15 protein-coding genes and 1 tRNA gene are annotated in these 12,930 nt (G+C 73.4%); 11 read left to right on the forward strand and 5 right to left on the reverse strand.

Going from position 1 to position 12,930, the window contains the following annotated elements:
- Positions 1–201: 201 nt before the first annotated feature.
- Complete coding sequence (locus ACYVDO_RS19315; RefSeq protein ID WP_460938969.1) at positions 202–924, reverse strand: phosphoribosyltransferase; 723 nt, start codon at positions 922–924, stop codon at positions 202–204.
- Positions 925–1,040: 116 nt separating this feature from the next.
- On the opposite strand from ACYVDO_RS19315, the gene ACYVDO_RS19320 reads away from it, so the two are divergent.
- The 3 genes from ACYVDO_RS19320 (at position 1,041) to ACYVDO_RS19330 (ending at position 2,560) form a co-directional block, all read left to right on the forward strand.
- Positions 1,041–1,664 carry a ribosome hibernation promotion factor gene (locus tag ACYVDO_RS19320; RefSeq protein WP_460938971.1) on the forward strand — a complete coding sequence of 208 codons (624 nt, stop codon included), beginning with the start codon at positions 1,041–1,043 and terminating at the stop codon, positions 1,662–1,664.
- 9 nt (positions 1,665–1,673) lie between these two features.
- Positions 1,674–1,865 carry a sigma 54 modulation/S30EA ribosomal C-terminal domain-containing protein gene (locus ACYVDO_RS19325; protein ID WP_460938973.1) on the forward strand — a complete coding sequence of 64 codons (192 nt, stop codon included), beginning with the start codon at positions 1,674–1,676 and terminating at the stop codon, positions 1,863–1,865.
- A 98-nt stretch (positions 1,866–1,963) separates the two neighbouring features.
- The gene (locus ACYVDO_RS19330; RefSeq protein ID WP_460938975.1) at positions 1,964–2,560 is read left to right on the forward strand and encodes an Rv1733c family protein; all 597 of its coding nucleotides are present in this window, start codon (positions 1,964–1,966) and stop codon (positions 2,558–2,560) included.
- A gap of 1,018 nt (positions 2,561–3,578) precedes the next feature.
- Here the strand turns inward: ACYVDO_RS19330 and ACYVDO_RS19335 are convergent.
- Positions 3,579–3,666: transfer RNA gene (locus tag ACYVDO_RS19335), tRNA-Leu, on the reverse strand.
- A gap of 96 nt (positions 3,667–3,762) precedes the next feature.
- Here ACYVDO_RS19335 and ACYVDO_RS19340 point away from each other — a divergent pair.
- Positions 3,763–5,094, forward strand: a complete 1,332-nt coding sequence (locus tag ACYVDO_RS19340) for a M20/M25/M40 family metallo-hydrolase (RefSeq protein ID WP_460938977.1) — start codon at positions 3,763–3,765, stop codon at positions 5,092–5,094.
- Positions 5,095–5,209: 115 nt separating this feature from the next.
- On the forward strand, positions 5,210–6,157 hold the full coding sequence (locus tag ACYVDO_RS19345; RefSeq protein ID WP_460938979.1) for a hypothetical protein: 948 nt from the start codon (positions 5,210–5,212) through the stop codon (positions 6,155–6,157).
- Between the two features lie 65 nt (positions 6,158–6,222).
- Here ACYVDO_RS19345 and ACYVDO_RS19350 read toward each other — a convergent pair whose 3' ends face one another.
- Positions 6,223–6,408, reverse strand: coding sequence for a DUF5703 family protein (locus tag ACYVDO_RS19350; RefSeq protein ID WP_460938981.1), 186 nt, complete (start codon positions 6,406–6,408; stop codon positions 6,223–6,225).
- 39 nt (positions 6,409–6,447) lie between these two features.
- Here ACYVDO_RS19350 and ACYVDO_RS19355 point away from each other — a divergent pair, with 39 nt between their 5' ends.
- Positions 6,448–6,765 (forward strand): primosomal protein, encoded by a 318-nt coding sequence (locus ACYVDO_RS19355; RefSeq protein ID WP_460938983.1) that lies wholly within the window; start codon positions 6,448–6,450, stop codon positions 6,763–6,765.
- A gap of 55 nt (positions 6,766–6,820) precedes the next feature.
- Here the strand turns inward: ACYVDO_RS19355 and ACYVDO_RS19360 are convergent, their stop codons facing one another.
- The gene (locus tag ACYVDO_RS19360; protein WP_460938984.1) at positions 6,821–7,759 is read right to left on the reverse strand and encodes an aldo/keto reductase; all 939 of its coding nucleotides are present in this window, start codon (positions 7,757–7,759) and stop codon (positions 6,821–6,823) included.
- A gap of 62 nt (positions 7,760–7,821) precedes the next feature.
- Between ACYVDO_RS19360 and ACYVDO_RS19365 the strand changes: the two genes are divergently transcribed.
- Positions 7,822–8,913 carry an LLM class F420-dependent oxidoreductase gene (locus ACYVDO_RS19365; RefSeq protein ID WP_460938986.1) on the forward strand — a complete coding sequence of 364 codons (1,092 nt, stop codon included), beginning with the start codon at positions 7,822–7,824 and terminating at the stop codon, positions 8,911–8,913.
- The gene (locus tag ACYVDO_RS19370; RefSeq protein WP_460938988.1) at positions 8,910–9,767 is read left to right on the forward strand and encodes an undecaprenyl-diphosphate phosphatase; all 858 of its coding nucleotides are present in this window, start codon (positions 8,910–8,912) and stop codon (positions 9,765–9,767) included. Before ACYVDO_RS19365 ends, ACYVDO_RS19370 begins: the two co-directional genes overlap by 4 nt.
- A gap of 46 nt (positions 9,768–9,813) precedes the next feature.
- On the opposite strand, the gene corA is transcribed toward ACYVDO_RS19370, so the two are convergent.
- Positions 9,814–10,794, reverse strand: a complete 981-nt coding sequence (corA, locus tag ACYVDO_RS19375) for a magnesium/cobalt transporter CorA (protein ID WP_460938990.1) — start codon at positions 10,792–10,794, stop codon at positions 9,814–9,816.
- 73 nt (positions 10,795–10,867) lie between these two features.
- Here corA and ACYVDO_RS19380 point away from each other — a divergent pair, with 73 nt between their 5' ends.
- Genes ACYVDO_RS19380 through ACYVDO_RS19390 form a run of 3 tightly spaced genes read left to right on the forward strand, consistent with a single transcriptional unit; the run spans position 10,868 to position 12,918 of the window.
- Positions 10,868–11,560, forward strand: a complete 693-nt coding sequence (locus ACYVDO_RS19380) for an MSMEG_4193 family putative phosphomutase (RefSeq protein WP_460938992.1) — start codon at positions 10,868–10,870, stop codon at positions 11,558–11,560.
- A 9-nt stretch (positions 11,561–11,569) separates the two neighbouring features.
- Positions 11,570–12,109 (forward strand): DUF3090 domain-containing protein, encoded by a 540-nt coding sequence (locus ACYVDO_RS19385; protein ID WP_460938994.1) that lies wholly within the window; start codon positions 11,570–11,572, stop codon positions 12,107–12,109.
- 59 nt (positions 12,110–12,168) lie between these two features.
- A complete protein-coding gene (locus tag ACYVDO_RS19390) occupies positions 12,169–12,918 on the forward strand; it encodes an SCO1664 family protein (protein WP_460938996.1) in 750 nt (249 codons plus the stop codon).
- Positions 12,919–12,930 lie beyond the last annotated feature (12 nt).

Genomic DNA, 12,930 nt, shown 5'->3' on the forward strand with positions numbered 1-12,930 from the left:
GGGCGGCCGGCAGGTGGCCGCTGCACTGCGGGAGGTGGATGCGCTGCTCGCGGACCTGCACCCCCGCGCCGCGCCCGCCCCACAGTCCCCGGCGCCTGCGCCGGGCTCTCGGACGGTCACGCAGCCTCCACCCGACCCAGCGACAGGGTCCCCGGCCCGGGCCGCTCGGCGGCGGCCGCCCGCGCTGCCGTGCGGTCCGGACTACCCGCTGGTGCCCGTGAACCGGGAGCGCTGAGCAGCAGCCGGACCGGGCCGGCCCGACCTCTCGTGGTCGGCGGCCCGTCGGAGCACCTCGAGGACCTCCTGGTCCGTCGTCTGCGGGAAGTCCTCGTACCACTCGCCCACCGAGCGCAGGTGGCGTGGCAGGACGAGGGGCCGCACCGAGTCGCACACCTCACGCAGCCTCACCGCAGCGTCGGGGGCGCAGACGGGGACGGCCAGCACGACGCGTGCGGCACCGCGTGCCCGCGCCACCAGACAGGCGGCTCGCGCGGTGGCGCCGGTGGCGACCCCGTCGTCGACGACCACGGCAGTCCGTCCTGTGAGGCACGTCGGCTGCCTGCCGGCCCGGAAGCGGGTGGCCCGACGGGCCACCTCCCGCTCCTGCTCGGCGACCAGCCCGGCCAGCTCCTCTTCGGGGACGTGGCACCCGCGCACGATCCGGTCATCGACGACCAGGATCCCCTCCTCGCCGACCGCCCCCATGGCCAGCTCGGGCTGCTGCGGTGCACCGAGCTTGTGGGCGACGACCACGTCCAGTGGGGCCGGCAGGGTCCGCGCGACCTTGGCGGCGACCGGGACGCCGCCCCGCGGCAGTCCGAGCACCACGACGTCGGCTCCACGCAGGTCCCGGACCAGCACGGCCAGGTGCTGACCGGCGTCGACCCGGTCCCGGAAGCCATGGACCGCTGCGTCACTGCCCACGAACGCCACCCTGGTCCCGGACTGCGATGCGTGCCAAGGACGTTCGGCCCTGCGCCCACCGCACCCGGACGGCGTACGAACGGGGTGGCAGCAGACATCGACCCGGAGGTGACACCGTGCAGGTGACCCAGTCCCTGACCCCGCACGACGTGAGGGTGACGATCAGCGGGGTGGACGAACCCGGCCTCGCGGACGTCGTCCGCGCCAAGGTCGCAAGGGCCGCCCGGCACACCCACGCCCCCGTGACGTCGGCCTGGGTGCGGCTGAGCCGGCACGGTGACCCGGCCGTCCCGCGCCCGGTGGTGGCGCAGGCGAACCTCGACATCGACGGACGGCTGGTCCGGGCCCAGGTCGAGGCGACGAGCGCCCACGAGGCCGTCGACCTGCTCGACGCCCGGCTCCGGCGCCTGGTCCAGCGCGCGGCCCGGCACTGGGAGGCCCGGCGCGGCCACGAGCCGTCGTCGGCCCTGCACGAGTGGCAGCACGAGACGCAGCCGACCCACCGGCACAGCTGGTACCCCCGCCCGGAGTTCGAGCGGGAGGTGGTGCGGCACAAGGCATACGACATCGTGCGCCGGACCGTCGACGAGGCGGTCCAGGACCTCGAGCTGCTGGACTACGACTTCCACCTGTTCGAGGACGCCCGGACGGGCATCGACTGCGTCGTCTACCGGGCCGGTCCCACGGGGCTGCGCCTGGCGTACGCCCTCTCACCCCGGCCCGGAGCCGGTGACACCTAAGGGCCGGAGGTGACGGTCAGCCCCCAGACCGCGCCCCGGTTGACCACTGCCCAGGCCGTGGAGCGACTCAACCTCAGCGGCCTGCCGTTCTGCTTCTTCCGGGACGCGACGACCGGACGGCGGGGATGCGTCCTCTACCACCGGTACGACGGCCACTACGGCCTCATCACGCCGGCCTCCCGCAGCGTCAGCCGGTCCTGAGGCGGCGAACCCCGGTGCCCACCGACAACGCCCATCGCCCCGTCCCGCACGCGAGGCGGCCCGCGCGCGCACCGGACCGTTCGGGCGTCACGGCGTGGGTGACGCGGCAGTACCGGGTCCTGCGTGCCCCAGCCGGCACGCTGGTGCGCGGCTCGGACCGGGTCGAGGCAGCGACGCGGCTGGCGGTACTGCTCGTGCTCGCCGCGCTGGTCCCGGTCCTGGTCGGTCTCGGACTGGCCGTGGACCGCAACCTCGTGGCCGAGGCCGCGCAGCAGCGGGCCGGCGGTCACGAGGTCGTCGCGGTCCTCCAGGAGGACACGCGACCACTGGTGCTCGATGGGGCCGGCGAGATGGTGGCGGTGCCGGTCCAGGTCCGGGCCCGGTGGGAGCTGCCCGGCGGAGGCAGCCGCGAGGGCCTCGTCCCGGCCGCGCGTGGGCTGCGTGCCGGCGCCCAGGTCCCCACGTGGCTCGACCACCGCGGATGGCCGGCACCGCGACCCCTGTCGGCGGCCCGGGCGGCTGCCATCAGCCTGCTCGTGGCCGCCAGCGGCTGGATGGCCGCTGGCGGTGGCCTGGCGGTCCTCGCCCTCCTGGTCCGGCGCGGCCTGGACCGGCAGCGGTACCGGGCGTGGGCCAGGGAGTGGTCGGCCACCGCTCCCGGCGCCACGGGTGCCGGCCCCTCCGAGAGACCCTGACCGGCCCCGGTCCCTGGGTCTCGCATTTTCACGCCACTGCCGCAGGACCAGTGCTCTCGACGTCCGGGACTCTCTCGCCCTCCCGAGGCGGATGCGGGACCAACGCCCCTTCCGCGGTGACCCCGCAAAGGGTCACGCTCGAGTTGGCCCCAGTGGGGAGGTACGGGTCATGAGCAGGGTCTTCACGTCGTGGCGATTCCTGTGGGATCGCCGCGCGAGGCGGGAGCTCACCGCGTTCCAGCGGTTCTTCCTCGCGCTACAGGGGTTCTCGTCGTCGGCATTCCCCTCATCTGGTGGGCCGCGAGCATCACCTGCGACCCCGGCGACGACGTGTGCATGGCCGAGTCGTGGGGGCGGGGCTTCTACGTGGTCTTCTTCGCCGCGGCCTGGGTCTTCCTGACGAGCACCATCCTCATCGCTCGGGCTGTTGCCGAGGTAGGTCGGGCGGTCAGGTCCCGCAGGGCTGGGTCCAGCGAGCCGTCCGAAGCGCAGGCACCTGCGACGGACTCCCCGGCAGGAAGCGGCCGCGCCGGGTCTGGTGGTCCTCCGGGCACGGGCCCGCACGGGCCGTAGGTGGAGTGGCGGTCCTCGCGCTCCTGGTCCGGCTCGGCCTGACCGGCAGCGGTGCCGGGCGTGGGCCAGGGAGTGGTCGGCCACCGCCCCCGGCGCCACAGGTGCCGGCCCCTCCGAACGGTGACCCGGCGGACCGCTGTCGTCCTCGGACTGGCTGCCGGCCGGCCAGGCCCGGCGCGGCATACGTGAGAAGGACCCCGACGAAAAGCGTGTCGGGCTCCTTCTGCGTTGGTGTCCGGAGGGGGAGCCGTCGCCCGCTCGTCCCAAGTCCACCTGCTCGATCCAACGAAGAAGGACCCCGACGAAAAGCATGTCGGGGTCCTTCTTCGCTGGTGTCCGGAGGGGGAGCCATCGCCCGCTCGTCCCTCGCGGGCTCCTCCCAAGTCCACCCGCTCGACTCAACGCAGAAGGACCCCGACAAAAGCGTGTCGGGGTCCTTCTGCGTTGGTGTCCGGAGGGGGACTTGAACCCCCACGCCCGATAAAGGGCACTAGCACCTCAAGCTAGCGCGTCTGCCATTCCGCCACCCGGACAGGGTGTCAACAGGCCCTCTGGGGGAGCGCCTGCTGCGACCCGGAACGATAGCACCCGGCCCCGTGCGTCTCCCAATCCGCCCTAGGGTGGCAACCATGACGAACCCGACCGCCGACGTGCGCCCCGAGGACGAGGTCGTCCGCATCTGCCAGGAGCTGATCCGGATCGACTCGACCAACTACGGGGACGGCAGCGGGCCGGGGGAGAGGGAGGCTGCCCACTACGTCGTGGGGCGCCTGCGCGAGGTGGGTCTCGAGCCCGAGCTGGTCGAGTCCGACCCGGGCCGCACCAGCGTCGTCGTGCGCCTCGAGGGGGAGGACCGCGACCGGCCGGGGCTGTGCCTGCACGGCCACCTCGACGTCGTCCCGGCCAACGCCGCGGACTGGCAGGTGGACCCGTTCTCCGGCGAGCTGCGCGACGGCTGCGTGTGGGGACGCGGGGCCGTCGACATGAAGGACATGGACGCCATGATCCTGGCCGTGGTGCGCGACCTCGCCCGCCGCGGCGCCAAGCCACCGCGCGACCTCGTCGTGGCCTTCTTCGCCGACGAGGAGGCCGGAGGGGTCAAGGGCAGCCACCACGTCGTCGACACCCGCCCCGAGCTGTTCGAGGGGGTGTCCGAGGCCGTCAGCGAGGTCGGCGGCTACAGCGTCACCCTCCCGGCCAAGGACGGCGGCGACACCCGGGCGTACCTCGTCCAGACCGCGGAGAAGGGCATCCTCTGGCTGCGTCTGGTCGCCACCGGTCGCGCCGGGCACGGCTCGGTCCCGAACCCGGAGAACGCCGTGGTCCGCCTCGCCGAGGCCATCGCCCGCATCGCCGCCCACAAGTGGCCGCGCGAGTACGTCGCGAGCGTGCGCGAGCTGCTCGACGGCCTCAGCGCCATCACGGGCACCTCGTGGTCGGACGAGGACCTCGACGAGCTGCTCGACCACCTCGGGGGGGCCCAGGGGTTCGTCCGCGGGACCCTGCAGGACACCGCCAACTTCACGACCGCCGACGCGGGGTACAAGCACAACGTCATCCCGCAGAGCGCCGCCGCCTCGCTCGACTGCCGCTTCCTGCCCGGCCACGACGACGAGCTGCTCGAGACGGTCCGGCAGCTCGCGGGCGAGCACGTCGAGGTCCAGGTCGTGCACCGGGACATCGCGTTGGACTCGCCGTTCGAGGGTCCGCTCGTGGAGGCCATGAAGGCCGCGCTCCTCGCCGAGGACCCGGGCGCCCAGATCCTGCCCTACTGCCTCTCCGGTGGCACCGACAACAAGGCACTGAGCACCCTGGGGATCACCGGCTACGGCTTCGCCCCGCTCCAGCTGCCCGCCGACCTCGACTTCGCACCGATGTTCCACGGCATCGACGAGCGCGTGCCGGTGTCCGCGCTGCAGTTCGGGGCGCGGGTGCTCCAGCGCTTCGTCGCCACCTGCTGAGCCGGTATGCCGCGCGCCCGCGGCACGAGGAAAGTTCCGGTTACCGGGGCGTAGCCCCCGGCAGCCCGGCTCGTTGTCCCGGTATCAGGTCCTGCGCCGAAAGCGAGCCCCACCGATGCGACTCCACCGCACCAGCGTCCTGCGTGGCTGCGCCGCGCTCCTCGTCACCGGCGGCACGCTGGCCGCGGTCGCCGGACCCAGCCAGGCGGCCGGAAGCACCGACCCGCTCGCTCCCGTCACCCAGCCGCTCGCCTCCGTGACCCAGCCGCTCACGGGCGCGTTGCCGACGCTCCCGGCTCCCCTCCCGAGCGTGCCGGCGGCGCCTCTCCCGACGAGCACCGGCGGGTCGGGCGGCACCGGCGGTTCCGGGGCGGCGACCTCGGCTTCGGGCGGGACGACCGCGGCGCCGAGGCCGGCTGCCCGCTCGGGCTCCTCGCGCGCGGCGGCCTCCACCGCGGCACCGTCGGCGGCGTCGAGCAGCTCCGCCCCGCCCGCCTCCGTCGCCGCCGACACGCCGGTCGCGACCCTCTGCCTGTTCGCGACCGGTGGCGCGTCGCCCGCCTTCGAGGTGGACGCGAAGGCGCTCGGCACCGACCTCTCCTCCCCGCTCGTCCAGCGGTTCCCCCAGGTGTTCGCGCCCTGCCCGGCCGGGGCCGTTCCCGCGGGCGACCACGTCGTGGCCGTCGATGCCGCAGTCCGCGGGCTGGTCGGCGCGTGCGTGCGCGTCACCCGTCAGGTGGCACCGCTCCAGACCACGCTGGTGGTCCTCGACCGCGACCTGATCCGCGAGCTCACCGCAGCCGGGCTGCCGCTGCACCAGCTCGTCGTGCCGTGCCCCGGCGGGTCGCCGTCCTCGCACGCGACGTCGTCGCCGCACGCCTCCAGCGGCGGTGGGTCGTCGTTGACGCAGGCCGACCAGGTGGCCGCACTGTCGTCCCTGGGACGCCTGGCCTTCACCGGCTCCGACGTCCTCCCGACGGTGCTCTCCGGGCTCGGCATGCTGGTCCTGGGCGTCCTGCTCGTCCGCGCGCGGACCCTCGTCCCGGCCCGCCGGCGGCACTGAGGGCATCCCGCGGGCGGCACACAGCACGCTGCTGTGCACGACGGCCGCAGCAACGGACCGGCCGCTCAGTGGGCCCGCGGTGCCCGGATGATCTTGCGGCGCAACCAGGTCCGCTGGGACCCGCCCAGGTAGATACGCGTGCGGTGCAGCTCCCACTGCCCGTACTCCGCGTGCTCCGCGAGGGTGCGGCGGATCTCGGACCGGGAATCCTGGCGCGTGAAGCTCAGCACGCGGTACTCGTACTCGACCATCGTTCTCCATTGTGGCCCAGAACCCGCTACGGTCGGCACATGACCGCTGACCCGCGTGGCGCGCTGACCGCCCTCGTGACCGCGTTCGAGCGGCACCTCGAGGCCTCCGCCACCAAGCGCGGCGAGGACGACCCGACCGTCATCGCGGCCTACGACGACCTCGCCGACGCGTTCGCGACGTACGACGACGCGCTGCTCCAGGCGTACGGCGAGATGACGCCCCTCGACATCTACGACGGCGACGAGGACGACGACGAGGACGACGAGGAGCTGGACGACCACTCCGACGAGGACGGCGACGGCGTGTACTCCGGCCTCGACGACGAGGAGTACGACGAGGACGACGACGACCACTGACCGGTCGCCCGCCCAGGCCCTCCCCGGTACCGCAACGGGTGACCTCGCCGTCCCTTCAGGCGGACACCTCGTCCAGGGCAGCCACGAGCTCCTCGGGGAGCTCGAGGGACTCGGAGGCCAAGGAGGTCCGCAGCTGGGCCGTGGTCCGCGCCCCGACGACGGGCGCCACCACGCCCGGACGGTCGCGGACCCACGCCAGGGCCACCTCGGTGGGGGAGACGTCGAGGCCCTTGGCGGCGATCGCCAGCGCCTCGACGACCTGGACGCTGTGGTCGTCGAGGTAGCGCGCCGTGAAGCGCGGGAAGTCGCGGGAGGCCGCGCGCGAGTCGGCGGGGATGCCGTTGCGGTACTTGCCGGTCAGGACTCCGCGGCCCAGCGGTGACCAGGGCAGCAGGCCGAAGCCGAGGGCCTGCGCCGCCGCGAGCAGGTCCGGCTCGGCAGCCCGGTTCACGAGCGAGTACTCGACCTCGTTGGCCACCAGCGGCACCCGCGCCCGCTCCAGCAGCGACAGCGCCCGGGTGGCCTGCCACCCGCTGTAGTTCGAGACCCCGACGTAGCGGGCCCGGCCGGTGCCGACCGCCCACTCCAGGGCCGACAGCGTCTCGGTCAGCGGCGCCTCGTCGGACCACGTGTGCACCAGCCACAGGTCGACGTGGTCGGTCCCGAGCCGCTCGAGCGAGGTGTCGAGCTGGCTCAGCAGGCTGTGCCGCGAGGTGTCCACGACGCGCTGGCCGGACCGGCGCGAGATCCCGGACTTCGTGCAGATGACGAGGTCCTCCCGGGCCACCTCCTCCTCGAGCAGCCGCCCGATGATCTCCTCGGAGGCGCCGTCGGCGTACCCGTGCGCGGTGTCGACGAGGTCGCCCCCCGCGTCGAGGAAGGTGCGCAGCTGCTCGCGTGCCCCTTCCTCGTCCGTGGTCCGCCCCCACGACATGGTGCCGAGGGCGAGACGGGAGACCGACAGCCCGGAGCTGCCCATTCGTCTGTGGCGCATGTCTCGGTACCGTACTGGGCCGCGCCCGGGAGGCCGGCTCGGCCCGCCGCTAGCCTCGCTCCATGGAACTCGGCGTGAACCTGGGGTACTTCGGCATGGGCGTCGACGGCGACAACGTCGCGGTGGCCAAGGAGGCGGACCGGCTGGGGTATGCCGTGGCGTGGGCCGCCGAGGCGTACGGCTCGGACGTGCCCACGGTGCTGGCGTGGATCGGCGCGCAGACCGAGCGGATCGGCCTCGGTGCGGCGGTCATGCAGATCCCCGGCCGCACGCCCGCGATGACCGCCATGACGGCCGCGACCCTCGACACGCTGTCCGGCGGCCGCTTCCGCTTGGGCCTCGGGGTCAGCGGCCCGCAGGTGAGCGAGGGCTGGCACGGGGTGCGCTTCGACGCGCCGCTCGGTCGCACCCGCGAGTACGTCGACATCGTGAGGATGGCGCTGCGCCGGGAGACCGTGTCGTACCAGGGGAAGCACTTCACGCTGCCGCTGCCCGACGGTCCGGGCAAGGCCCTCAAGCTCACGGTCCACCCACCACGGCCGCACATCCCGCTCTACCTCGCTGCCGTCGGCCCGAGGAACCTCGAGCTCGCCGGTGAGGTCGCCGACGGCTGGCACGCCATCTTCTTCAGCCCCGAGCACTCCGGCGACCTCGTCGAGTCGGTGCGGGTCGGCCGCCGGCGTGCGGGCCACGGTGCGGACGGCACCGACCCGCTGGGCGGCTTCGACGTCGCGCCGTCGGTGCCGGTCGTGATCGCCGACGACGTGCAGGCCGCCGCCGACGCCGTCCGCCCGTACGCCGCGCTGTACGTCGGGGGCATGGGCTCGCGCGAGCAGAACTTCTACAACCGGCTGGCCTGCCGGATGGGCTTCGAGGAGGCGGCCGCCGAGGTGCAGGACCTGTACCTGGCCAAGCGGCACCGTGACGCGGCAGCAGCCGTGCCCTTCGAGTTCATCGACGCCACCACGCTCATCGGGCCCCCGGAGCGCATCCGGGAGCGGCTGCACCGGTATGCCGACGCCGGCGTGGGGACGCTCTCCGTCGCGCCGTTCGCCGGTGCCCTCGAGGACCGCCTGCGGGTCGTGCGCACCATGGCCGAGCTCATGCGCGACACTGGCCTCGCCGATCCCACCCCCACGAAAGCAGTCCAGTGACGCTGAGCTTCCTCCAGGCCATCATCCTCGGCATCGTCGAGGGCCTCACCGAGTTCCTGCCGGTGTCCTCCACCGGGCACCTGACCATCACCGAGAAGCTGCTGGGCCTGCAGGTCGACGCCCCCGCCATCACGGCCTACACCGCGATCATCCAGCTCGGCGCGATCCTGGCGACCCTGCTGTTCTTCTGGCGCGACATCGTGCGGCTGCTGCTCGCGTGGGTCAGGGGGCTCGCCAGCGCCGAGGCCCGGCGGCACCACGACTACCAGCTCGCCTGGGCCGTCATCGTGGGCTCGATCCCCGTGGGGATCGTCGGGTTCCTCGCCAAGGACCTGATCAGCGGGCCGCTGCGCAGCCTGTGGGTCGTCGCGGCCGCGCTCATCCTGTGGAGCGTCGTGATGTGGCTGGCCGAGTCACGCCACACCAAGCTGGCCCGCGAGGGCGTCGAGCGCACCGAGGGCGGCGTCACCCTGATGGACGGCCTCATCATCGGCATCGTCCAGTGCTTCGCCCTCATCCCCGGGGTGTCGCGGTCGGGTGCCACCATCTCCGCCGGGCTCTTCCGCGGCATCGACCGCGTCTCGGCCACCCGGCTGTCCTTCTTCATGGCGATCCCCGCCCTCACCGCGGCCGGCCTGTTCGAGGCCGTCCAGGAGAAGGACCACCTCGAGCTGCTCGGCGGCGCCCAGATGGCCGTCGGCATCGTGGTGGCCTTCGTCGTCGCCTACGCCTCGATCGCCTGGCTGCTGAAGTTCGTCTCCAGCAACAAGATCACGGCCTTCGTCTGGTACCGCGTGGCCCTGGGCCTCGTGCTCGTCGTGGTGCTCGCCACCGGCACCATGTCGGCGACCTGACCGGCGAGCCGACCGGCGACCCGCCAGGCGAGCTGACGGGCGGCGCCTACAGCCAGCCCGACTTCTTGAACATGCGGTAGAGCGTCACGCACGCCACACCCATGAGGGCCAGCGCGCCGTAGTAGCCGTAGTACAGGTGCAGCTCGGGCATGTGGTCGAAGTTCATGCCGTAGATGCCGGCGATCATCGTGGGCACCGCGGCGATCGCGACCCACGCGGAGATCTTGCGCATGTCGTTGTTCTGCTGCACGGAGATCTGGGCGAGGTGGGCGCTCAGGATGTCGGTGAGCAGCCGGTCGTAGGACTCCATGTGGTCGATGACGCGCAGCAGGTGGTCGGCGACGTCGCGCAGGAGCAGCCGGACCTCCTTGTCGGGCAGCGGCGAGCGGGAGCCGTCGTGCAGCATGCGCAGGGGAGCGGCCAACGGCGTCGCCGCCCGCCGGAACTCGAGGACCTCGCGCTTGAGCCGGTAGATCGTCTCGGAGGTCACGGTCGTGGACCCCGCGAAGACCGACTGCTCGATCTCCTGCAGGTCGTCCTGCAGCTCGGTGTCGATCGCCAGGTAGTTGTCCACCACCGCGTCGGTGACGGCGTGCAGCACTGCGATGGCCCCGTGCGACAGCATCTCCGGGTTCGCCTCGAGCCGGGCCCGGACCGACTTCAGCGGCCCGGCCTCGCCGTACCGCACGGTGACGACGAAGCGGTCGCCGACGAACATCATGACCTCACCGGTCTCGATGTCGGAGGTCTCCTCGACGTACCGCAGCGGCTTGAGCACCACGAACATCGTGTTGTCGTACAGCTCGACCTTGGCCCGCTGGTGGCCGTTGACGGCGTCCTCGACCGCGAGGGGGTGCAGCTGCAGCTCCTCGTTGACCAGCTCGAACTCGGCCTGCGTGGGGTCCTTGAGACCGATCCACAGGAAGTCCTTGGTGGCCGGATCCGCCCTGAGGCCGTCGAGGGCGTCGCTGAGGTCGCCGCAGGGTTCACGGCGCCCACCACGGTAGATGGCCTGGTCCACGATCACGGGCACCACTCCACCACGTCCGGCGCCGGTGGGCACGCAGCCACACGTACGCAGCCACCCGTATGGTTCGTGCGTGCCCACCGTCATCCTCGTCCGCCACGGCCACTCCACGTCCAACGGCGACGGCACCCTCGCCGGCCGCACCCCGGGCATCCACCTCAGCGACCGTGGCCGTGAGCAGGTGGCGCGTCTGGCCGAGCGGTTCGCGGGGACCGAGCCGGCCCGCCTCGTGACCAGCCCCCTCGAGCGGTGCCGGGAGACTGCCGAGGCGATCGCCGCCGTCGTCGGCGCGGACGTCGTCGTCGAGGAGGACCTGCAGGAGTGCGCGTACGGCGCGTGGACGGGCCGCAGGCTCGCCGAGCTGGCGAAGGAGCCGCTGTGGTCCACCGTGCAGGACGACCCCGCCTCCGCGCGGTTCCCCGACGACGACCGGTACGCCGCCGAGAGCCTCGCGCAGATGTCCGACCGCGTCGTGCGGGCGGTGCAGCGCCACGACGCCGAGGTGCGGGAGGCCAACGGCGACAACGCCCTCTGGGTGGCGGTGACCCACGGCGACCTCGTCAAGGCGGTGCTCGCCGAGGCGACCGGGGCCGGCCTCGGCCGCTTCCAGCGCTACACCGCCGACCCCGCCTCGGTGTCGGTGGTGCGGTACGGCGGACGCCACACCTTCCTGCTCGCGGCCAACGACCTGGCGCCCGACCTGTCCCGCTTCCGCACCGAGGAGGCCCCCGCGGCCGACGCGGCCGTCGGCGGGGGCGCCGGTTAGGCTCGGGTCATGGCGCTCGTCGAGTTCGATCCCCCGGACCGGTTCGTGGCCGGCACCGTCGGCCCCCCGGGCCAGCGCACCTTCTTCCTGCAGGCCAGCTCGGGCCGCCGCCTCACGAGCGTGTCGCTCGAGAAGGAACAGGTCTCGGTGCTGGCCGACCGGATCAACGACCTGCTCGACAGTTACGCCGGGGGCGCCGGTGGCGACCACGCCGTCGCGGGGGCCGTCGACAACGCCCCGCTCGACACCCCCATCGAGGACGAGTTCCGGGTCAACACCCTGAGCCTCGCGTGGGACGAGGCGCGCCAGCGGGTCGTCATCGAGTGCCTCGACCGCGACCCCGACGACCCCGAGGCGAGCCTGGACCCCTCGGTCCTCACCGAGGAGCCCCGCCAGATCCGGGTCGTGCTGCCGCCGGCCAGCGCCCGTGCGTTCGCGCGCCGGGCGCAGTCGGTGGTGTCGGCCGGGCGGCCGCCCTGCCCGTTCTGCGGGGGGCCGCTCGAGCTCGAGGGCCACATCTGCCCGCGTGCGAACGGCTACAAGCGCTGACCGCCTGGCCGAGCGACCCTGCCGCCGTCGAGCAGCTGCTGACCACGGCGGACCTCGTCGTGCTGGGCGCGCTGGCCGACGCCTCCAACCTGGCCCTGCTCGTGCGGCTGGGCGACGACGACGGGCCGCTCGCGGTCTACAAGCCGATCTCCGGTGAGCGACCCCTGTGGGACTTCCCCGACGGGTCGCTCGCCGCCCGGGAGGTCGCCGCCCGGCGCGTCAGCGACGTCGGCGGCTGGGACGTCGTCCCGCCGACGGTGCTGCGCGCGGGCCCGCACGGCCTCGGTTCCGTGCAGCGCTGGGTGGGGGACCCGGAGGAGGTGCCCGAGCACCCGGTCGACGTCGTCCCCGCGGGCCGGGTGCCCGAGGGCTGGATCCCCGTGCTGCGGGGCGAGGACGAGCGCGGGCGGGCCGTCGTGGTGGTGCACGAGGACACCGCTGCCGCCCGGTCCGTGGCGGCCTTCGACGCCGTGATCAACAACGCGGACCGCAAGGGCTCGCACCTCGTGCGGGCCGAGGGCGGCCTGCGGGGGTTCGACCACGGCGTCAGCCTGCACGAGGAGCACAAGCTGCGCACGGTGCTGTGGGGCTTCGCCGGCCAACCGCTGCCGCGCGCGGAGATGGCCCGCGTCGAGCGCGTGCTGGCGGCCCTGTCCGACGGCACGTCCGACCTGCGGACCGACCTCGACCTCCTGCTCACCGCGGCGGAGGTGGCGGCACTCGAGGAGCGCTGCCGCGCCCTCCTGGAGGCCGCGGCATACCCCGTGCCGTCGGGGCAGTGGCCGGCCATCCCGTGGCCGCCGCTCTGAGGCGCCCACGTA

The organism is Phycicoccus ginsengisoli, from assembly GCF_054779295.1.

Coding starts and splice junctions, on each gene's coding strand:
- ACYVDO_RS19340 (WP_460938977.1), top strand. CDS start 3,763: ATGACGAACCCGACCGCCGACGTGCGCCCCGAGGACGAGGTCGTCCGC.
- ACYVDO_RS19345 (WP_460938979.1), top strand. CDS start 5,210: ATGCGACTCCACCGCACCAGCGTCCTGCGTGGCTGCGCCGCGCTCCTC.
- ACYVDO_RS19350 (WP_460938981.1), bottom strand. CDS start 6,408: ATGGTCGAGTACGAGTACCGCGTGCTGAGCTTCACGCGCCAGGATTCC.
- ACYVDO_RS19355 (WP_460938983.1), top strand. CDS start 6,448: ATGACCGCTGACCCGCGTGGCGCGCTGACCGCCCTCGTGACCGCGTTC.
- ACYVDO_RS19360 (WP_460938984.1), bottom strand. CDS start 7,759: ATGCGCCACAGACGAATGGGCAGCTCCGGGCTGTCGGTCTCCCGTCTC.
- ACYVDO_RS19365 (WP_460938986.1), top strand. CDS start 7,822: ATGGAACTCGGCGTGAACCTGGGGTACTTCGGCATGGGCGTCGACGGC.
- ACYVDO_RS19385 (WP_460938994.1), top strand. CDS start 11,570: ATGGCGCTCGTCGAGTTCGATCCCCCGGACCGGTTCGTGGCCGGCACC.